The sequence below is a fragment of the Lacinutrix jangbogonensis genome, assembly GCF_000797445.1.
In the GTDB taxonomy this organism is placed as follows: Bacteria; Bacteroidota; Bacteroidia; order Flavobacteriales; family Flavobacteriaceae; genus Lacinutrix; species Lacinutrix jangbogonensis.
Genome location: NZ_JSWF01000025.1, coordinates 57,874 through 79,480, shown reverse-complemented (window position 1 = coordinate 79,480; position 21,607 = coordinate 57,874). Strand labels below are relative to the sequence as shown.

General features: G+C 31.7%; 18 protein-coding genes. 14 read left to right on the top strand and 4 right to left on the bottom strand.

Features of this window, described 5'->3' with window-relative positions; translation table 11 throughout:
* Positions 1–274: 274 nt before the first annotated feature.
* The 4 genes from RH82_RS07150 to RH82_RS07135 are packed head-to-tail and all read right to left on the bottom strand — an operon-like array spanning position 275 to position 2,651.
* Positions 275–661, bottom strand: a complete 387-nt coding sequence (locus RH82_RS07150; RefSeq protein WP_034059335.1) for a hypothetical protein — start codon at positions 659–661, stop codon at positions 275–277.
* Between the two features lie 10 nt (positions 662–671).
* Entirely contained in the window at positions 672–1,262 is a 591-nt protein-coding gene (locus RH82_RS07145; RefSeq protein ID WP_034059334.1) for a hypothetical protein, read from the bottom strand.
* A complete protein-coding gene (locus RH82_RS07140) occupies positions 1,252–1,722 on the bottom strand; it encodes an RNA polymerase sigma factor (RefSeq protein ID WP_034059333.1) in 471 nt (156 codons plus the stop codon). Before RH82_RS07140 ends, RH82_RS07145 begins: the two co-directional genes overlap by 11 nt.
* The gene (locus RH82_RS07135) at positions 1,719–2,651 is read right to left on the bottom strand and encodes an alpha/beta hydrolase (protein ID WP_034059330.1); all 933 of its coding nucleotides are present in this window, start codon (positions 2,649–2,651) and stop codon (positions 1,719–1,721) included. The genes RH82_RS07140 and RH82_RS07135 overlap by 4 nt, the downstream gene beginning before the upstream one ends.
* Before the next feature lie 783 nt (positions 2,652–3,434).
* On the opposite strand from RH82_RS07135, the gene RH82_RS07130 reads away from it, so the two are divergent.
* From RH82_RS07130 to RH82_RS07070, 14 genes are all read left to right on the top strand, one after another.
* Complete coding sequence (locus RH82_RS07130; protein ID WP_034059329.1) at positions 3,435–5,069, top strand: tetratricopeptide repeat-containing sensor histidine kinase; 1,635 nt, start codon at positions 3,435–3,437, stop codon at positions 5,067–5,069.
* Positions 5,070–5,071: 2 nt separating this feature from the next.
* Complete coding sequence (locus RH82_RS19090; RefSeq protein ID WP_316930908.1) at positions 5,072–5,215, top strand: hypothetical protein; 144 nt, start codon at positions 5,072–5,074, stop codon at positions 5,213–5,215.
* A 92-nt stretch (positions 5,216–5,307) separates the two neighbouring features.
* Positions 5,308–5,736 (top strand): DUF5932 domain-containing protein, encoded by a 429-nt coding sequence (locus RH82_RS19085; RefSeq protein ID WP_316930907.1) that lies wholly within the window; start codon positions 5,308–5,310, stop codon positions 5,734–5,736.
* A 115-nt stretch (positions 5,737–5,851) separates the two neighbouring features.
* Positions 5,852–6,574 (top strand): hypothetical protein, encoded by a 723-nt coding sequence (locus RH82_RS07120; RefSeq protein ID WP_034059328.1) that lies wholly within the window; start codon positions 5,852–5,854, stop codon positions 6,572–6,574.
* A gap of 350 nt (positions 6,575–6,924) precedes the next feature.
* Positions 6,925–7,101, top strand: coding sequence for a helix-turn-helix transcriptional regulator (locus RH82_RS18140; RefSeq protein WP_081979207.1), 177 nt, complete (start codon positions 6,925–6,927; stop codon positions 7,099–7,101).
* Positions 7,101–7,703 carry a DUF1819 family protein gene (locus RH82_RS07110; RefSeq protein WP_034059325.1) on the top strand — a complete coding sequence of 201 codons (603 nt, stop codon included), beginning with the start codon at positions 7,101–7,103 and terminating at the stop codon, positions 7,701–7,703. Before RH82_RS18140 ends, RH82_RS07110 begins: the two co-directional genes overlap by 1 nt.
* 2 nt (positions 7,704–7,705) lie before the next feature.
* Positions 7,706–8,290: a DUF1788 domain-containing protein gene (locus RH82_RS07105; RefSeq protein WP_034059323.1), complete on the top strand. Its 585-nt coding sequence runs from the start codon at positions 7,706–7,708 to the stop codon at positions 8,288–8,290.
* A complete protein-coding gene (gene brxC, locus RH82_RS07100) occupies positions 8,287–11,769 on the top strand; it encodes a BREX system P-loop protein BrxC (protein WP_034059321.1) in 3,483 nt (1,160 codons plus the stop codon). Before RH82_RS07105 ends, brxC begins: the two co-directional genes overlap by 4 nt.
* Complete coding sequence (locus RH82_RS07095) at positions 11,770–13,371, top strand: RNA-binding domain-containing protein (protein WP_034059319.1); 1,602 nt, start codon at positions 11,770–11,772, stop codon at positions 13,369–13,371.
* The gene (gene pglX / locus RH82_RS07090) at positions 13,350–16,781 is read left to right on the top strand and encodes a BREX-1 system adenine-specific DNA-methyltransferase PglX (protein ID WP_052158248.1); all 3,432 of its coding nucleotides are present in this window, start codon (positions 13,350–13,352) and stop codon (positions 16,779–16,781) included. Before RH82_RS07095 ends, pglX begins: the two co-directional genes overlap by 22 nt.
* Positions 16,782–16,785: 4 nt before the next feature.
* Positions 16,786–17,400 carry an alpha-ketoglutarate-dependent dioxygenase AlkB family protein gene (locus tag RH82_RS07085; protein ID WP_034059318.1) on the top strand — a complete coding sequence of 205 codons (615 nt, stop codon included), beginning with the start codon at positions 16,786–16,788 and terminating at the stop codon, positions 17,398–17,400.
* Positions 17,401–17,402: 2 nt separating this feature from the next.
* The gene (locus RH82_RS07080) at positions 17,403–18,446 is read left to right on the top strand and encodes a 3'-5' exonuclease (RefSeq protein WP_034059316.1); all 1,044 of its coding nucleotides are present in this window, start codon (positions 17,403–17,405) and stop codon (positions 18,444–18,446) included.
* Between the two features lie 59 nt (positions 18,447–18,505).
* Positions 18,506–20,161 carry a hypothetical protein gene (locus RH82_RS07075; RefSeq protein ID WP_034059315.1) on the top strand — a complete coding sequence of 552 codons (1,656 nt, stop codon included), beginning with the start codon at positions 18,506–18,508 and terminating at the stop codon, positions 20,159–20,161.
* A gap of 3 nt (positions 20,162–20,164) precedes the next feature.
* Entirely contained in the window at positions 20,165–21,607 is a 1,443-nt protein-coding gene (locus RH82_RS07070) for a hypothetical protein (protein WP_034059313.1), read from the top strand.

The window sequence follows — 21,607 nt, the reverse complement described above, 5'->3', positions numbered from 1 at the left end:
AGAATTAAACAATAGAAATAGGTTTTCAAACCAAAACTGTAACGTAAATTTTAGCTAATTACTGCTTAAACTTATTTGCAATAATAAATACTTGAAGCTTTTCTATTTTTAATCTCATAATACAATGTAAAGCAGATACATGAATTATTATTGATAAATTTAAAGGAGCTGGATTTTACACTTTTTTTATGTTTATAATGATATTTGGTAACTCATATTTGGTATTACTACAACGTCTCTAAATTCCTCAAGGCTATTCGTTATAATTTTATATCTAGGACTGCGTAGGGTTTGTTCTAAAAATATAAGCAAAAAGTAGAGCGAAAATCAAATACATTATTGTGAGCGAAATAATAATTTCTGAATGTGTTTGGATATGAGATACAACTTTAATTAATGCAATTGTACCGACTCCAAAATGCATTAGATTTCCAATGGCAATTGGTCTATTATAGATACCGCCTATTAGCGTTCCTTTTGCCATCCAATTTACAATTCCAAAACCTAAGTATAACGCGCTCATGATATTAAAAAAGAGTAGTGTAATAGCATTTGGTTCAATCGTTAAATGAGTTGCTATTTCATGCGGTAAAAAAGATAGAAGGATACCAATAATCGCCAAGAATATGGCACTTGAGGTCATTACTATTTTTGTGTTCATAATTTATTTTTTAATCAGTTAGTTGTGCTTTGAAATCTTTTAATTGAGTTATCAGTTTATCCAATTGAGTTTGTTGTTTTTTTATGATTTTTGGTCTAAAATAGAATGCATTTATAGCAATCCAGAAAAGGACGCTGCCATAAGAAAAAATAGCCCAAGGCAAACGCATTCTAACCACATACTCATACATATAAAGTCCTAATCCTAAAGAGAGTAAAATAAAATAGCCGTTTAATAGCGTTGTTTGCTGAAAACGTTGCTTTTCTTTAAGTGTTATCAACTGTTTTAGTTGCGTTTTAGTGTCTAACTCAAGGCTGTGATTTAAAAGGAGCGGAGCTAATGTATTATGGAATGCTAGGTATATTAACATGGCTATTATACATAATACAATTCCAATTTTGGTAGTCAAGAACTCAGGTTGATAATAAAACCAAATAAAACTAATGCCCATACAAGTAGCTAGTAATACAAGGTTGGCAGCAATTAGTTTAAAGCGCGTTTTTCTTTTAAACTCATTGGCTTTTTTTATGAGTTCTTTTGGTGCTGGAGTTTCAATTTTTTGTTTATTCCAGTACTGTTTAAAGTCTATATTATCTTTCATTTTTCTGGAATTTTTTGGTTAATTTTTCTTTTATTCGATGTATTCTTACTCTAACATTAATTTCAGAAAGACCAACAATTTTTGCTATTTCTTTCTGTTTTAAATCTTCCAATTCTAGTGCTATTATGATACGTTCAATTTCAGGAAGTTCCGAAATACATTGGTATAAAAACTGCATTTCTGGCTCTTTGTCTTCTAATACTTCGGCGACCAATCCCATTGGTAATTCAGATTTTGGCATCTTTTTATCTTTCCTAATTTGTCCTAAGCAGGTATTTACAGCAATTCTAAAAATCCAAGTTCCTATCGAAGATTCATTGCGGAATTTGGGCAACTGTTGCCAAACTTTTATAAACGTTTCTTGAGTAAGGTCTTTCGCGGCATCAGGATCGTTAATATATCCTATGCACTGGCGATATACCTTTGGCCAATACGTTTTATGAATGTCTTCAAATGTCATGACTTGATCCAAGTTTTTAAAGCTGTTATAAATTGATCTTGTTGATCAATAAAAACGTTGTGAGAACAGTTCTTCAAATACATAAAATTATTTAAAGGTATTATTTTTTTAAGTTTCATTATTTGTGCTTCTGAATATAAACCATCTTCAGTTCCATATAGCCCAAAAATTTGAATTTTCTTTTCTAGGACACTCTTTAAGTTTTGCGTGAGGTCTATTGAAGTATAATTTTCATTTTTCCAAAACCCTTTTGGTGCTTCATAGGTCATTGTAGCGCCATCAGTTATAAATGTAGAATTTGTTTTCAATGTTGTGTAAATTGCTAAGGCTTCTTCAGAGGGCGCTTTTGGAGTATAAAAACCATTTTGCATGGCATGTCCAAAACTGTATGAGCTATATTCTAAGGACTTTTTATCCATGTTCTCAAGCATGCCAATGTACTTTAAATTAGTACTGTCTTTATTCTTTTCGTACATGCTTTTCGACGTTTTTATAATAGTAGAAAAGGTGTCTTGCATAGATAATGGTGCCGCTACCACTATTAGCGATTTTATTTTTTCTGGATAGTGTTCTGCATATAGCGTTCCAATTATACCTCCAAAACTATGTCCTATTATGTTAGCACTTTTTAAATTGAATTTTTTATAAATGGCGTCTAAGTCATCATAGGTTTCTTGAAAAGTGAATTTCGCATTTTGATCTGGAGATCTGCCTTCGCCACGTCTATCATAGACAATGACATAAAAACCATTATCGGCAAGTTTTTTTGCTGTTGTTAATTCAAAACCTATAGCGTTGTATCCAGGTCCACCGTGAAGGTAAATTATTGGTTTATTGTTTGGGTCTCCAAATGCTTTTGAATAAATTGTTTGAGAACTTAATGTTAAAGAGGCTAAGATAAATACTAGTAATGTGATTGTTTTTTTCATTTTGTTTCTTTTACTTTTTATTTAGAGACAAAGAATGTCAAAATGTTACAAATTATTTTTTTTAATGTTTTATCCTGAAATACAACTACCGGTTATAATTGAATTTACACTGTTAACTCCATTTCCTTTTAAGCTTTACTAGGTTTCAAATTGTTTATTATGTCATATAAAAATAGCATTAACCCAATGGTGTTAATATCAATAATCTTAAAAGTATATAGCTAATCAACACTTATGATATCAACATTATAAAATGAATAGCTTACTAATGTATTATTAGCATGTTATTTATTGTAAGTCTCTTTATAGTTGAAAGCGCTTTTAACTTTACGATATTATTTCTAATGGCAAGTTTATTTTATTAGGTATTACAAAAGTTTTTTAGAGCTGTAGTTTTTTTGTGTAGACAGTTTATTTATACTTAATATTTGCGTGTGATAAGCTTTAGATATAAAATAGTATTGCAATGAATTCAGCCTATATAGAGAGCGACAATTTATCCCATGACCTCCGAGTTATGAATTATTAAAATAAATTCAAAAACGCCTGTTTATAGGGATTACCAAGCTTTGTGTTTTTCTAAATCGTATGCAATCGTATGCAGTTTAACCTTGGGTTAAAAAAATAAATTGAACTGCAATTTAGTAAAATTTTCATGTAATTAATAAATATTTTATATAAGTTCTACAGTCGTGTTTTTATAGATTCAATACGATAATCAACATATGATGAAAAACGAGTCAAGGTAGTAAATAACTAAAATTTTGTTTCTATTTTAGAGGAATGAAATCATTAAGAAATTCATTCCTCTTTTTTTTGCCAGTCTTTACATTATTATGCTTTAATGTTGGGTTTGCCCAACACCCTGTAGACAGTTTAGATTACCATTCAAAAAGAATTAATTTAGGGCAATCTGGACATGATCTTTCCAAAGCATACCAATTTTTTAAAAGGCATTTAGCTAATAATGAGAAAATAAATTATAAAATTGGAGCGGCTTATGATTTGTATTTTATTTCAATAATAGATTTTAAGACTGGTTTTTATGGTGAAAGTGAAACTTTTGCGGTAAGAGCAATAGCAATATTAGATAAACTAGAAAATAGTGATTATAATACCTGGTTAAGAAAGATTCTATGGAACCACTTAGGGAAACTATACCATGAACAAAAAATATATTCAGAAGCTATTAATAAGTATAATGAAGCACTAGGTTTAACCAAGAAGTCTAAAGATACTTTAGTTATTTATAATAATATATCCAATATTTTAAAAGATCAAAATAAATTTAAAGCAGCAGAAATAGTATTGCTCGATGCTGTTGATATCTTCGACAGAGTTACTAATACTTCCGAAAAAGCGAGAGTTTTAAATAATTTAGGGCTCATTAAATTAAATTTGAATAAAGAAGGATCTTTATCCTACCTATTGCAAGCTTTAGAATTAAGAAAACAGCTAAAAGACAGTTCCGATTTGTATTCTAGTTATACAAATCTATCTCAATATTACACGAGCAAAGAAGATTCTTTACAAGCGATTACTTATGCTTTAAAGGCTTATAATATTGCAGATTTTGTTAACAGACCTTCGTATAGAGAAGATGCTTTAAAATTGCGTTTAGACTTGGAAGACTATTCGGTAATTAAAGAATACAGAAAGTTTAGTGATAGTTTAGCATTGGCTAGAAAGCAAAACCAAAATAAGTTTGCCTTATTAAAATATGATTTAACAACTAGTGAGTTTAAATCTCAAGAGGAAAAAGCGAAAAGTCAATTATATAAACTTATAGCAGTACTTATATTTATTTCTGGGATCTCTTTTATTCTAATACTAAAATCTAGACACAAAAAGCAAAAATTAGAAGAAGTTTACAAAACTGAAGCGCGTATCTCTGAAAAAATACATGATGAGGTTGCTAACGATGTCTATCATGTTATGACCAAACTTCAAATTGATTCCACCACTAATGAGTCTGTTTTAGATGATCTAGAGTCAATTTATACAAAGACTAGAGATATTTCAAGAGAAAATAACGCAATTGTTGTCACCGAAAATTTTGAAGAGGTATTAACAGATTTATTGCTTAATTATAAAAGCGGTACTACAAATGTGATAACTAAAAACTTGACTAAAATAGACTGGCAATCGTATTCAAAGTTAAAAAAAATGACCATTTACAGGGTTTTACAAGAATTAATGGTGAATATGAGGAAGCATAGCGAAGCGTCATTCGTTATTATAAATTTTGAAAAATCAACAGATAAACTAATTATAAGTTATAGTGATAATGGTGTAGGTAGCACTTTAAAAAAGGCAAATGGATTGGAGAATGTGGAAAACCGTATTTCTACAATAAAAGGAACTGTTACTTTTGAAACTGAAACCAATAAAGGTTTTAAAGCTATAATTAAAGTATAGGTATGTTTAAAAAAGTTTTAGTTTCAGACGATTTGTTGAGTGTTAATCAAGGTGTCTTATCCGTTTTAGATACACTTGACATTAAAGATGTACAAGACGTCCAGTATTGCGATGATGCGTACTTAAAAATTAAAAAGCAGCTTTAGATGGAGAACCAATAGAGTTACTTATTACCGATCTATCGTATAAAAAAGACCACCGCAATCAAAAAATAACTTCAGGAGAAGCCTTGGTTGCTGTGTTGAAAAAAGAATATCCAGATTTAAAAATAATAGTGTATTCTGTTGAAGATCGATTGCAAAAAGTAAGAACACTAATTAATCAACATAAGGCAAATGCATACGTTTGCAAAGGCAGAAGAGGTTTAACAGAACTAAATGCTGCAATTAATGCTGTGTATAAGAATGATAGGTATTTATCTCATCAAGTGACATCGGCATTAAACCCAAAAACGGATTTAGAGATTGATGATTTCGATGTAGAGCTACTTCGTCGGCTATCATTAGGTTTATCTCAAGATGAAATCTCTCAATTTCTTAAAAGTAATAATATGGCACCTTTTGGTTTAAGTTCTATAGAAAAGAAAATCAATAAACTAAAAATACAGTTTGCTGCTAATAATACTATTCATTTGGTTTCAATTGCTAAAGATATTGGGCTCATTTAATTTTTTTAGTTGTTTTTATTAAATATTCTTCACCCTTACGGTTTCCCGTAAGGGTTTTTTCTTTAAAAGATTTAGGTTAGCATCATATTTAAAAACAAGCTCAAAAAACGTATAAATGAAAAAACTAATTCTAATTTTAAGTCTATTGGCAATGGTCTTAATTCCAAAACAATCATACACCCAAAACAAAGCTGCTGCAGCTGTAGTAGGCGGGATTTTAGCCATTGGAATAGGTATTGCAGCAGTGGAGCAAATGAAAGAACGCGCAGAGCTAACCGCTACACAATGGGTGTTAACAAACGAACCAAGTCTTGCTAGTTTTTCCTTAAAAACACTCGATTTTAATGGAAAAAAACTAAAAGATATGTCTTCAGCTTCCGTAATAACCTTTAAAATTCAAGAATTTACACCAAGCAATAAGCCAGAATTAGATGGTAAAAAACAAATACTCTTTGGGTTTACCAGTCGTGGTTGGATTAGTGAATACGGTATAGATTTCGAGAAAGTGAATTGGTATTTAATAGAGGATACAGAATGGATGAACATGATGGTTGCTTATGTTCAAGTGTCTTCAGAAGAAAAAAATAAAGAAACCTTAGAAGCAACATTAAGAGAAGGTAAGGTGGTTAACAAAGGTGTGAAAGTGAAAAGTAAATTAGTGATTCCGTTTTTTAAGCTTTCTGGCGATATGTACGTGGTTACAGATTATTCATCTAAAATGAAATTACTTTACAACGAAAGATCTCTAGGGATTTTTATAAAAGATACTAAAGATCTTGTGCAAATTAAAAGAGGCAATATTATCGAAATCCATGAATTCTTTTTTGATGAAGATTAAAATTTCAAACGTAAAAAAACATACTTTATCTATAATTGGATTTGTGGTACAGTGCTTTGGAATAGGCTTTATGCATTCCGCAATTAATGGCAGTAGAATGTTATTATGGATTGGATTTCCAATGTTATGTGTTGGAATGGCACTTATATTATATGATGTAATGTACAGGAAGTAAATAGTTATTAAATATTTTACTGGCATAAAATTGAATAACACCTTAATGGGCAAGTCTTGAGTAGATTATCGGTTTGTTTTAAAAAAAAGCAATAACTAATAAAAATCATGTTTTCTATTAAACATTTTTCTTAACTTTGATATGAAGACAAACTTTAATTTTTATTAAACTAGATATGCTTAAAGAATTTTTGAAATCGAAAGGAGTTAAACAAAAATGGCTTGCAAATAAAATAGGTGTTAGCGAAGTTTCTGTTAGTAATTGGGTGAAAGGTAAAAGTGAACCAACCTTAAAAAACTGTCAGAAAATAAGTGAGATTTTAAATATTCCATTAACAGAATTAACGAGTTAATGGTTGCAATAAAGAAATATAAGTTTTCATTTACTGCTGCTTCTCTTCGCACGAGAGAATTAGTGCTCGTGGCTAAGCATGTCTTAGAGCATCCAATTGAAGACATTGAAGGTGTTTTGGGTAACGGTAAAAGAGCAACAGGAAATCGGTATTATAAAGAGATGTGTAAATGGCTTAATACGCTAACAGAAAATCAAAAAATGATGCTACTAGAAGGTAGTTATAAAGTTCAGAATGAAATGACATTCATTGCAGCATGTAAAAATTTCGCTTTTATACGTGATTTTATTATCGAAGTAATCCGTGAAAAGTATTTAGTATATGATTATGAGATCACAGAAGGTGATTACCTTTCTTTTTTCCGTCGAAAGGCAGAACAGCATCCAGAAATGGAGCAACTAACTGAAGTCACTCAAAAAAAGGTAAAACAAGTCACCTTTAAAATATTAGAACAAGCAGGATTGATAAATAACATAAAATCAAAAATGATACAACCTCAAATGATAGAGCCTGAAACTAGGAAAGCGATTCTCAATGATAATTCAGAATTGTTCAAAATTTTCTTATTAAGTGATTTTGATATTCAAACTTTGAAATCATAAACATGGGTAATCTTACACAAAAATTCGAGCATTTATTTAATGTGATTTCTACATCTAATTTTCAGAATAAAGAATCATTAGGAGGCGAGATACCATTTTTCATTTCATCTTATAAAGCTGAAGAAGAATTAGCGTGCAGAGAAGAAATAGGTTTGCTGAAAAAGAAACTAGAAAACAAAGGCGTACCCATTTTAGAACTAAATCTTTACGAACTCGTATGCGAGATTTTAGAATCTAAAGGTGGTATGGAGCGCATGTTCAAGGTTGAAAAAATAAAATCTAAGGATAAATTTTTAAGCGCATTACAGTCTTCTCTAAATATGCATCAAGTGTTGATGCCATTAATAAAACAAAAAATAGAATCTAACAATGCAAAGGTGTATTTCTTAACAGGAATAGGTTTAGTATTTCCATTTATACGTTCTCATAACGTACTTAACAATCTTCAAAACATAGCAAAAGAAGCACCAACAGTTGCTTTCTTCCCTGGAGATTATAACGGACACACTTTAAATCTTTTCGGTTTATTAAAAGATGACAATTACTACCGCGCATTTAACATGGATAAAATAGAAGCTAAGCTATGATTAAACAATATTTTGAAAAACCAATAGATCGTGAAATTGAAACAGTTATTAAAGCAGATGACCGTGATAACATTTCAACTGAAGTTACCGAGTATGTCATTACTAATGAAATAGGAAAAAAGATAAAAGACTTTTTTCAGGCTTATAATGATTATTCTGGTGCCAATGGTGTTTGGATTTCTGGTTTTTTTGGAAGTGGTAAATCTCACTTGTTAAAAATCATATCGTATGTTCTTGAAAACAAAGAGCACGATGGTTGGAAATCTGGAGAGTTATTTGCAGAAAAAGTAGATAACGACGACGCATTAAAAGCTGATATTTTAAAGGCGACGCGCATACCTTCAGAGTCTGTATTGTTTAACATCGATCAACAAGCTCAGATTACAAGTAAAGAAGATGCAAATGCTATTCTATCTGTGTTCTATAAAGTGTTCTATGACCATTTAGGATATTACGGTTTTCAACCTCACGTTGCAGAGTTTGAAATGTGGTTAGATGGCAAAGGAAAATATGAGGCCTTTAAAACTGAATATGAAAAGGTAAATGATACAACTTGGGAAGTTGATCGTTTAGAGTATTTTGTTGTCGAAGTTAAAGATATTTTAGCAACTATTTTTAATGAAAGTCCTGAGAAGTACGCAAATATCCTTGACGAACTAGAAGATAAAAACAAACAGTCCATTGAGGACTTCTGCAATCGTGTTAAAAAATATGTGGACTCTAAACCAAAAGGTTTTAGACTAAATTTCTTTGTAGATGAAGTTGGGCAATACATTAGCGATAACACCAAACTGATGTTGAATCTGCAAACCATAGCAGAAACTTTAGCGACTAAAACAAAAGGTAATTCTTGGATTTTAGTAACCTCGCAAGAAGATATGGAAACCGTTGTTGGTGATATGAATAAAAGTCAGCAAAATGACTTTTCTCGTATTCAAGCACGTTTCAAAATAAAAATCCCATTGACGTCTGCAAACGTAGATGAAGTGATTGAAAAACGTTTGCTTAGCAAAAATGATAAATCACAAGACGACTTAGCTAAAGCGCACAAAAAAAATGGACCGCATTTAGAATCGCTATTATCTTTTTCTGAAGCTGGTGTTCAATTTAAGGGCTATAAGGATAATGCAGATTATGCAAATAAATTTCCTTTTGTTCCGTATCAATTCGATTTGTTTCAACAATGTAGAATCGCATTATCAAACCATAATGCTTTTCAAGGAAAACACGCTTCTGTAGGCGAGCGTTCTATGCTTGGTGTATTTCAACAGGTTATTCGCGCTATAGAAGAACGCGATAATAACGCCTTGGTAAGCTTCGATTTAATGTTCGAAGGTATTCGTAACGAGTTACGTGGTGAAATACAACAATCCATCATTCTTGCAGAAAAGCAATTAGAGGATCGTTTTGCTATCAAAGTACTTAAAGCCTTGTTTTTAGTAAAGTACTTCGCTAATTTTAAAACAACAAAACGTAATATTTCGGTATTATTAATAGACGATATTAATGTAGATCTTAAGGCGCACGAAACAAAAATTGATGCCGCATTAACGATTTTAGAAAATCAAAGTTATGTACAGCGTAATGGAGACATCTACGAGTTTTTAACAGATGATGAAAAAGATGTAGAAGAAGAAATTAAGAATACAGATATTGACGAACAAGCAGTCACGCAGTTGCTTAAAGATATCTTCTTTGATGAAATTATAGGAGACAGTAAAATCAAGTACTTAGAGAACAAACAAGATTATGATTTTACTAATAAAATAGATGGCAGTTTCTTTGGTCGAGAAAAAGAACTAGAAATAGAAATTATTACAGATAATTACCAAGATTACGATAAAGAAACCTTCATACAATCCCAAACTATGGGAAGTACAGGTATGAAACTTGTGTTGGCATCTAACGCAACTTTTATGCGTGATGTTAGAATGTATATTAAAACTGCTAAATTCGAAATGCAAAATAGAGGTTCTGGAATTAGACCTCAAGTCGCACGTATTCTTCAAGAAAAGTCGATGCAAAATGTAACGCGTAAGAAGAATTTAATAGTAATGGCTAATAAAGGTTTAGCGGAATCTAAAGTGTACCTTAATGGCGGTAAATTAGAACTATCAAATTCTAGCGACGGAAAAACACGAGTTATCAATGCGTTTCAAAAATTGGTAGCTGTAGTATATCCTAACCTACGTATGTTAAAGTCTGTTTCTTTTACTGAAGACACTATTAAAAACACAGTTCATACTGCGCCAGAGACTTTATTTACTGACGACGACACTACAATGTCTGAAGCAGAAGGCGAAATTTTGAGTGAGATTTTAAAACGAAAAAAGCGCAGCGATCGTACCACCCTTAACGATCTTAAAAACACATTTATTAAAAAGCCTTACGGTTGGTATCCTAATGCAATCTGGACAGTAACTGCAAAGCTTTATAAGCGTGGTAAAATTGAAGCAAAGCAAGATTCTAATCTGTTAGAAGACGCCTCTTTTTTAAACGCATTGCTCAATAGTTCCTATCATGGTAATACAATCCTAGATCCGCAAGCAACCTTTGATGCAAGCGCTATTAAAAAATTAAAAGACGCGTTTAAAGATGCTTTCGATGAAAGTTGTTCGTTGCGTGAAGCAAAAGATGTGGCGGTTGCTTTTAAGGATAAGCTTACACAAATGCGTATTGATGTAGATCAACTATTGGCGCGCAAACAGTCGTATCCTTTTCTAAAAAGTTTAGAACCGTTCTCAGAAAAATTAGACCGCTTATCCAAAAAAGACTACAGTTACTTTATTACAAGTCTATCTGATTTTGAAGACGATTTATTAGATACAAAAGAAGATCTCTTGTCGCCTATTCAGCGTTTTATGAATGGAGAGCAACGTAATATCTACGACGACGTTAAAACATTATTAGAAGGCAATACCGCAAACTTCGATTTTATACAAAGTGATGAGTTAGATACGCTTAATACGCTAGTATCTAGTAGTACACCTTATAAAGGAAGTGGTGTGCAATTAGCTAAAGCTGCAAAAGATGAACTGTCTAAAAAAGTAATTGAACTTATTGAAGATGAAAAAAAGACATTTACTGCAGCAGTAGAAGAATATATTGAAGACATTACAAAACGTAAAGCGTTTAAAGCTCTAGATACAGAACAACAGCTTAATGTTATAGGTGTTTTAAGTCTGAAAAAGAGTGCCATTACAAACGAACGTTTTATAGCAAACATTCGCCAGTCTAAACAGCAATTATCACAGATTCATACAGATGCCTTAAACCTTATGGCAAATTTGTCTGCGCCAAAAGTAAAAGATGGTAAAGCAGCAGAGCCTGTTGCAAAATACATGAGGCGTTCTCAAATACACGTCGATTATAACAAGAACGAACTAGTAACTGAAGAAGACGTAAACGATTATGTAGAGGCGTTACGCCAAGCTTTTTTAAAGCGCATAAACGAAAACATTAAGATCAACTTAAAGTAAATGACAAAAAAAGAACTCATAGCAAAATTAAACGACCTGGAGTGGGAAGATTTTGAGGTGAAAGAAGCCAAAGCTGCGGTGCCCAAATCTTGCTGGGAAACTGTGAGTGCTTTTTCTAACACTTCTGGAGGTTGGCTTGTGTTTGGTATTAAAGAAACGGGCAAGAGTTATGAAATACAGGGCGTTACTAATGCCGAAAAGGTAGAACAAGATTTTTTAAACACCTTAAGAGGCGAAAAATTTAATGTCTTTGTAGCCACAAGACAACAACGCTATAGTATAGATGGTAAAACAGTACTGGCGTTTTATATTCCAGTATCTGCTCAAAAACCAGTGTACTATAACACACAGTCAAATACTTTTATACGCAGGTCTAGTAGCGATCAAAAAGCACGTAAAAATGAAATAGATGCTTTTTATAGAGACCAGACTTTTGGTACAAAAACATCAGAACTAGCGCCAAACACGTCTAGAGAAGATATAGATGCCACCTCATTAAAACAGTACCGAGACTATATGGCACGTTTTAATCCAGATGTGAGTTATAACCGTTTTGATGAAGCTACGTTTTTAACCAAATTACGTATTCTAGACAATAACCAATTAACCTACGCAGGCTTATTATTTTTAGGAAAACGAGATGCTATTGAAAAGCATTTTCCTGATTTTAGAATTGACTTGTTAGAAATAGCGGGTAATTCTATAGCAGAGACGACTTCAAATTATAGCTTTAGATTGGGGGAGTTTGAAAATCTTTGGGATTATTATTTTGAATGTTTTAAACGCTTAAAACCAGAGGTAGATGTCGCTTTTCAATTAACAGACCAAGGTTTCGGTCAAGAGCTTTCACCAGGTTTAAAAGCCATACGTGAAGCCTTGGTAAATATGTTAATGCATGCCGATTATTTTGCGCCTTCCTGCTCACGCATTCGTGTTTTTACTAATCATATCGAGTTTTATAACCCTGGAGGATTGCCTAAACCATTAGAAGAGTTAAAAGCTAAGGATTTATCCTTACCGCGTAATCCACTCATTACAAAATTATTTAGAATGGTGCGTCTTGCAGAAAATGCAGGTTATGGTTTTGATCGTATAGAAGCGAATTGGAAAACGTACAACAATACTGTACCAGAATATGATGTTAGTTTTGATGCGACTATTCTTAAATTATACACGCACACAGAAGAAGAAACAACTAAAACGTCGGACGAAACTAAAAATAACTTCGGAGTAACAACAGAAAAACTTCGGAGAGCACTTTTAAATCAAGAAGTAAATAAAGAGTTGATTGTAAGTATTTTAAATATAAGTTTTGACGAGTTTTTACAATATTTAGAAACTAATTTTTCAAAAGCTTCGGAGAAGCTTCGGAGTAACTTTGGAGAAACTTCGGAGAAGCTTCGGAGAGGAAGCAGTAAAAATATAATTCAATTATTAATGTTAATAATAAGCGATGGCAGTATCTCGGCAGAAAAGGCTAGTGCTGTTTTAGAGGTGTCTTCTCGCACCGTAGAAACCTATATAGCTAAATTAAAAGAACTAAACATTATAAAACGCCAAGGCTCAGATAAACTAGGGACATGGCTAATAGAAAAAAATTAATGAATACCAACCAACTTAAACGCTTTGCGCAAGACGCACGCATAAAACTGATAGACCAAATAGGTGCAAAACTTGAAAAAGTATTGACTACAGATAGTGCGGAACTACGTGAAAAAGCAGGCCATTTAAAAAAGCTACAAGAAGCTATTAATAAAACATCTAAAAGTGATGTGATTGATACGGTTGCTTATACCTGGTTTAACCGCTTTGTGGCCTTACGCTTTATGGATGTTAATGGTTATGAGCCTATTGGTGTTTCTGTGGTAAGCCCAATGGAAGGCGGTACCTTACCTGTTATTTTACAAGAAGCAAAACAAGGTACTATTCCTGAAGAATTACCTGTGCAACAACAGCATATTTACGATTTGCTAGATGGTAAGATACCAAGTACAGATGCTCAAAATGAAGCCTACGCAGCCTTATTAGTGGGTGCTTGTAATCATCTTAATGAAGTATTTCCTTTTCTATTTGAAAAGATTGATGATTATACAGAACTGTTATTGCCAGACGATCTTATTTCTAGTTTTTCTATTATAGAAGATATTAGAATTGGGATGCAACCTGAAGATTGCATAGAAGTTGAAATTTTAGGATGGCTATATCAGTTTTATATTTCTGAAAGGAAAGATGAATTAATTAATGCTAAAAAGAGATATAAGGCTGAAGAAATTGCACCAGTAACACAGTTGTTCACGCCTAAGTGGATTGTGCAATATATGGTTGACAATACTTTAGGGCAATTATGGAAAGAAGCGAGACCATCTACGGCAATTATAAATGACTTAGAATTTTATATAAAACCCAATAATCCAGAATTAATCCTTTCACGAAACGTTAATTCAATCGAAGATATAACCTTTTTTGATCCTTGTGTTGGTTCAGCTCACGTACTTTGTTATGCTTTTGATATTTTTTATAAAATATACGAAGAAGAGGGTTATAACCCAATTGAAATACCTGAATTAATAATTACAAAAAATCTTTACGGAATTGATATAGATGATCGTGCTGCACAAATAGCTGGGTTTGCTTTAATGATGAAAGGTAGGAAAGCTTATAGACGTTTGTTTAAAAAAGCAATAGTGCCTAATATTACATCATTCCAAAATATTTCGTCTAACCCTAAGTTTGATAATGCTAAAGTTTTAGGTTCTTTAATAAAAATCACAAAGGAAGAGGCTGATAAAATAATAGTTGACGAAACATCGCTTTTTGTACAAGAACAAATTCAACTAAAAAGACAGGCTGACCTTTTATCAGGTAAGTATGATATAGTAGTTACCAATCCACCATATTTAAATTCTTCCTATATGGAAGGTACTTTAAAGCAATTTGTTGAAAAAGAATATAAAGAAACAAAATCTGATTTATTTGCTTGTTTTTTAGTTCAAGTTACAAATTTCACAAAAGATGAAGGACTCGTTGGTTTTATTTGTCCATACGTATGGATGTTCCTGACATCATATGTTTCGTTACGAGATTTTGTAATTAATAAAAAAACAATTACCAATTTAGTACAATTGGAATACAATGCATTTGGGCCTGCTGTAGTCCCAATTTGTTCTTTTGTACTCAGAAATTCATTTAACAAGAGCTACTTTGGTAATTATATTAGACTTTCTGATTTTAAGGGAGTAGAAAGCCAAAAGCCAAAAACTTTAGAAGCCATAGTGAATCCAAATTGTGGATGGTTCTATACTACAAATCAACAAGATTTTAAAAAAATACCAGGTAATCCAATTGGTTATTGGTTAAACGAGGTCATATATAACTTGATTGACGAAAACCCAAGCCTTGGAGATTTTGCTGAGGCTAAACAAGGACTTGCTACTGCTTATAATCAAAGATTTTTAAGAATCTGGTCTGAAGTTGGACAGGAAAGGTTTAATAGTGTTTGGTATAAATACAATAAAGGTGGTGCATACCGAAAATGGTATGGAAATCAAATTTACTATCTCAATTGGGAAAATAACGGTAAAGAAATAAGAGATTTCACTAATGAAAGCGGTAAGCAACTATCTGTAATTAGGAATCCAAAGTATCATTTTAACGAGTCGATAAGTTGGAGCGACATTACTTCTTCAAAAAATGCGTTCAGATTTTATGAAGAAGGTTTTATAAATGATGCTTGCGCACATTCTGCATTTGGTATGGATATGAAATGGAAGTATTGTATGATGGCATTTGCGAACTTAAAGATAACTACAGAGCTTGCTCAACTATTGAATCCAACAATGCACTTCCACGTAGGATATTTTAATAAATTACCTTATTTAGAAGATTTTTACAACGAAAACGTTTTTAACTTCAGTTCGGAGAATGTAGATATAAGTAAAACTGAATGGAATTCGAGAGAAAATTCTTGGAACTTTAAACAGAATGAACTTATTCGTATTTCTGGTCATGATTTAGAAGCGGTCTACAACAACTTTTGCCAAAACTGGCAAAATAAATTCATTAAGTTACATAAAAATGAAGAAGAGCTCAATCGTCAGTTTATAGATATCTATGGTTTACAAGACGAGTTAACACCAGAAGTGCCGCTAAAAGACATTACCATTCTTAAAGAAGAAACTAAAATTGAGGATGGTAATTTAGTATTCCGCGAAAGCGAAATTATGGCGCAGTTTATAAGCTACGCAGTAGGTTGTATGTTTGGGCGCTATAGTATAGATAAACTAGGTTTAATACTTGCTAATCAAGGCGAAACTTTAGAAACTTATCTTGAGAACTTACAAGCGTCTAATTCTAAATTTAAAACATTAGAAGATCTCACGTTTGTACCAGATGATGATAACGTGATTCCAGTGCTAGACAACGAGTGGTTTGAGGATGATATTGTTGGTCGTTTTTACGCCTTCTTAAAAGCAACATTTGGTAAGCCTAACTTTGATAAAAACTTGGCGTTCTTAGAAGATGCTGTAGGGGATATACGTAAATACTTTTTAAAGACCTTTTACACAGATCATGTAAAACGTTATAAAAAACGTCCTATTTACTGGCTGTTTTCTTCGCCTTCTGGTGCGTTTAATGCATTAATTTATATGCATCGCTACACACCAGATACGCTTAACACAGTGCTTAATGGTTATCTTAAACAATACCAAGAAAAGTTAAAAGCGCAAAACCAACAATTAGATCACGTTAAAAATGTAGGTACAGATAGAGAGAAAGTAAGTGCAGAAAAAGAACAAGCACGTTTAAACAAAGTACTCTTAGAACTACAAGAATACGACCGTGAGTTATTTAAAATAGCTACAGAGCGTATTGCTATAGATCTAGATGATGGTGTGTTGGTTAACTATAATAAGTTTGGTACTGTTATTAAATCTGTTTCAGGTTTAAATGATGAAAAAGCCAAGGATAAAGTTAGAAAGTTTGATTGGATTGATGTAACGGAAATACAGTAGAGATATGGATACACTAGATATGTTTTCAACACCACTAGAACACGGTAAGCCTATTAAAATAGAAAATGGGGAATATATTTATATTCCAAATTTTTACGACAAGTCAACTGCCGATAAATATTTAAAACGCTTAATTGAAGATATACATTGGAAACAAGAATCTATGAATATGTATGGGAAACAAATACCATTTCCGAGATTAACATCTTGGTATGGCGATAATGATAAACCGTATAGTTTTTCTGGGATTACCTTACAGCCACATCTTTGGAGTCCAGGATTGTCAAAAATTAAAAACGATATAGAGCCTAAAGCAAATGTTGTTTTTAATAGTGTGTTGCTTAACCGTTATCGAGATGGTAGTGATTCTATCTCGTGGCATACGGACGCAGAAAAAGAATTAGGAAAAAATCCTGTTATAGCTTCTGTAAACTTTGGGGAAGAACGTAAGTTTCAATTAAAGCATAAAGATACTGGTGAACGTATAGATATTGTATTGCAACATGGAAGTCTTCTTATTATGCAAGGCGAACTGCAACATTATTGGAAACATCAAATACCAAAGACTAAAAAACCATTAGGAGAACGTGTTAATTTAACCTTTAGAGTGATAAAATAGATATGGCATATTTTTTTAGACTTCCAGTTATTACGGACTTAACGATAGAGCAACAAGCAGTGCTCAATGAGCCAAGAGCTATAGCAGTTTCTGGTGGTCCAGGTACTGGTAAAAGTGTGGTATCTTTATGGAGACATATTCAAAACCATTCAATGGGAAGAAGAAATAGTTTACTGCTAACATATACAGTGTCCCTTGAGAGCTATTTAAGATCTTCTGCACAATCTGAAAATACTGGAGCTGGTGCTAATGTTGATAGAACATATAGGTGGACTTCCGACAACCCTCCTGATCATTTTGACGAAATTATAATAGATGAAGCACAAGATGTCAATCAACATAAATACCAACAGATAAATGGTTTAACAGATATGGTATCTTATACAGCTGATGATAATCAAATATTATATCCAGATAGAGCTACTACAGAAGAGCAATTGCGAAACTTATTTAATAATGCTAATTTTACTTTACGCGCTAATTACAGAAATTCTATTGAGTTAGTTCGTTTTATAAGGTCATTGTATCCTGAATCAGTTATTTCAGCAGGACAACAATCAGGCCCAAAACCTCAAGTAATTTGTAGTGATGGTGTTAATGATAATCAAACTCAGATAATAAAAGATGTAATAGATATTTTTGAAGGAGATACTCATAATATTGCTGTTTTAGTGCCTTTAGAGAGCCATGTTCATTATTGGCACCAAGAATTAGTTGAGAGTGGTTACACCGCAAGTAAATATGTTAATACAGAAGAAGAGATGAGTGTTATTCAAAACATTCACGTTACTACTTATAAATCTTGTAAAGGGTTAGAGTTTGATACGGTAATTATACCAAATTTTAATAAATTTGAAGCTTTTGTAGAAATTCTTGATGTAGTTGAAAAAAATGACTTCTATGTTGTTTTAACACGATCAAGAAGTAATCTTATACTTATTGACCACCAAAAAACGGTTAATGGCAATTGTTGTGTCCCCTTTTTACAGAATCAAATTAACAATAATATTGTAGAGGTCGATCTATCCTTTGTTGGAATTGAATGAAGCAATAAAGTAAATATAAATGAAGATAACGACGATCTTCCCTTTTAAGATATAGAAAGATGACACATACATTTTACGTTCACATCAATGCAACAACGTTATCACATTATTATGTTAGTGGAATAATACGTCCAGTTGGAGATATAAAAAATCGAGAGAAAGATTTTCAAAATAACTGTCCTCAAAAAGTAATTCTTTCACATAAAAAATGGAATAATCAATCGGATTGTTCTATAGAAATAGAAGTCCCTGATAATGAATACAAAGATTTAGAACAGGTGTCTAAGGATTTTGTACTAAGTCATAGCGCTTTCCCAATCTCTAGAATTCATAAAATTTATTTTACAGATAAAGAACGTGCTGAAACAATTATATGGAATATTAACAGTGGTGCTGGATTTGTACCAAGTTGGTCTATAGCCTATGAAAATAAAAAGGAAAGTCTTGATATTGCAGAGGAATATCCTTATACGCACGTATCAAGAATTGATAATTCAAAAGACTTAAATGTAAAGCTAAAACGATTTGATAAACTATTAGGTGGTTTTGCTTTTATGAAAGCAGCGAAGGTTAATGATTTCACTCTTGATTACACTAAAAATTATTTAAGTACATTTTCTTATTTCAATACAAGAATTTCTAATGATTTAAAGAAAAATAGCCTTGCTATCAATAAATCTCTACACAATATATTTACTGGTAAATCGGAGATCTTTAGTTATCTAGCTAAAGATATCAATCAAGATATTATTTCTGAAGTGGCATTGAGAGAAAATCAAGTCATAGAGAATAAATTTGGGACTATAAATTTAAATCGATTGAATAAGGACTCCTTGAGTTTTAGACTAGCCATTTTAGGAACCTATGGACCTCAAAAATCTAAGAAAGTAGATGATTTAATTTCCGGTCTATTAAAAAATTTAGAAGAAATAAAGCGTGAAGAAATTGCATTAATTTATGGTCTCTATTCTGGTTACACAGGGCTTTATAATAGTTTTAAAATTGATAATCAAAAAGTTGAAATTAAATTCAGCTTAGAATCAAAAATGGACTTTTATATTATTGAATCTTTATTTCAATACGCCTTTAGGAACAAGGTAATCAGTAACGATTTTGATTATTTAAGCTTAAATGCTCTTTCACATAAATCAACTAATCAAGGTTACAAATATGCTAAATTACTTGGCGGTCTTTATGCTTACGAGAAGATTGATTACACATCTAATAAAAAATCTATTGTTGAATACCTGAGAAAAGGAATTAGTAAGCTGTTTGGTAATAGTATTTATGACATAAATGAAAGTTTGCTCAATGAAAAAATAGAGACTCTCTTAAATCCAAAGTTAGATGAGTTAATTAAAACTGTTAGTGATGACAATAAAGAGCGTTCGATTGTTTCATCAAAAGAAAAGCCTAAAGTAATTATAGATGAGCCAAAAACACCTAGTATTAAAAGCGTAGCAAAAACAATAATGAACAAGCCTGAAGTAAGGAAAACTACCTCTATAAAACCTCAGGAATCAGATGCTACTTTAGACATGTTTCAAGAAAAAAAATCAAAACAGGAAGAAAGCACCTTATTTTCTTATAAACAGCTTAACAATAAGACTGTTGCAGTATTGAAGATTGAAATATTAAACCTAGGATTAGTGTTGCCATCTAATATAAAAAAGAAAGATGATATAATTAAATTTATACTTTCTAAACAAGACTAATATATGCCTTTTCTTAACTCTTATAATGAAGCGCTTAATACATCAGAAAATCTTCATGCCTTTATTGAAAGTGATTTTGACGAAATTTATGATTACTATAGTTTATCAAATTATTCTGAATTAGCTAAAAACCGTGATGACTTTAAGGCTTTAGCCTTAAGAGCGGAAGTAATTAGTGGATTAAATTATGATAAGCCTAAAAATGAAGCTTTTCTTAATTTAATACTTAGAACAGCTATAAGATTAGACGATGCATTTGTATTCGAACAGTTTTTTAGAATTTTAGTTAATGAAGGGTTAGAGCTGTCGAAAGTTATTGAAGCTTCTCATGTTTTTATGACTTCTAGAGCAGCTGGTGACTTCTTTGATGGATATAATTTTATTTTAGAGAGATTACAAGAAGCTTACATCACTGAAGCTGATGATAATAAAGAGCCTTTAGCGGTTTTAGTTAATTTTTACTCTTCTTTCATAAATCATTTTAACGAATTTCACCTTCAAGGAGTTAAGGATATTAGAAACCTTTTAAATAAGACTTTCGAAGAGAAGGAGTATCCTTTTGCAGATGATTCATTTTTAGGTGAAATTTTAGAAGTTGATATAACATTTCAAAATAACCCATATAATAGAATAAAAGAATTAGTTGATCAATATTTAGAGAGAGGTCAAAACCTAACTGTATTCCAGAGTGGTCTTTTATTAGAAGTAGATACTAATTATTCAAAGGTGGTAAATTCTAAATATCATACTATTCTTGAATTATTGGGATTAAACAAACGTTTATATGATAAAGTGAAGAGCAATGCTATTTACAATTCATTAGGTAGAGGAATAAACATTTTAGAAAAAGAAGAGCAATTGTTTGCATATATGTACGCTTATGGAAAAATGCATATTGCAAAACTTAAAGATGCTATTACTGGAATAGATAAAGATTTAGAAAATATAAATTTAATAGATTGGGGATGTGGACAAGCTCCAGCTTCTAAAGTGTTTTTAGAAACTTTAGGTAGCGATAAAGTGAGCTCAGTAACTTTAATAGAGCCTTCAAAATTAGCTTTAGAAAGAGCTTCTTTACATCTCCAACAAGATGTCAATACTGTGAATACTATTAATAAGGATTTTGATTCACTTTCAAATGAAGACCTTTTAGGAATAGATCAAGAGGATAGTGTAACAGTACATCTATTTTCTAACGTAATTGATATGGAATTTTTTAAATTAAGTCACCTTAACTCTTTACTGAAAGATAATTTTAGTGGAGAAAATTATTTTATAGTGGTTAGTCCATATATCAATGTGACGAGAACTCAACGAATCGAATCTTTTGTCGAAGAGTTTACAGGTTTAGAAGAAGGTGTTTTATTATTATCCGAAAGTAATAAAAGTGGCACGTGGTTAGGCAACTGGTCTAAAGTAATTAGAGTATTTAAAACAGAATTGTAA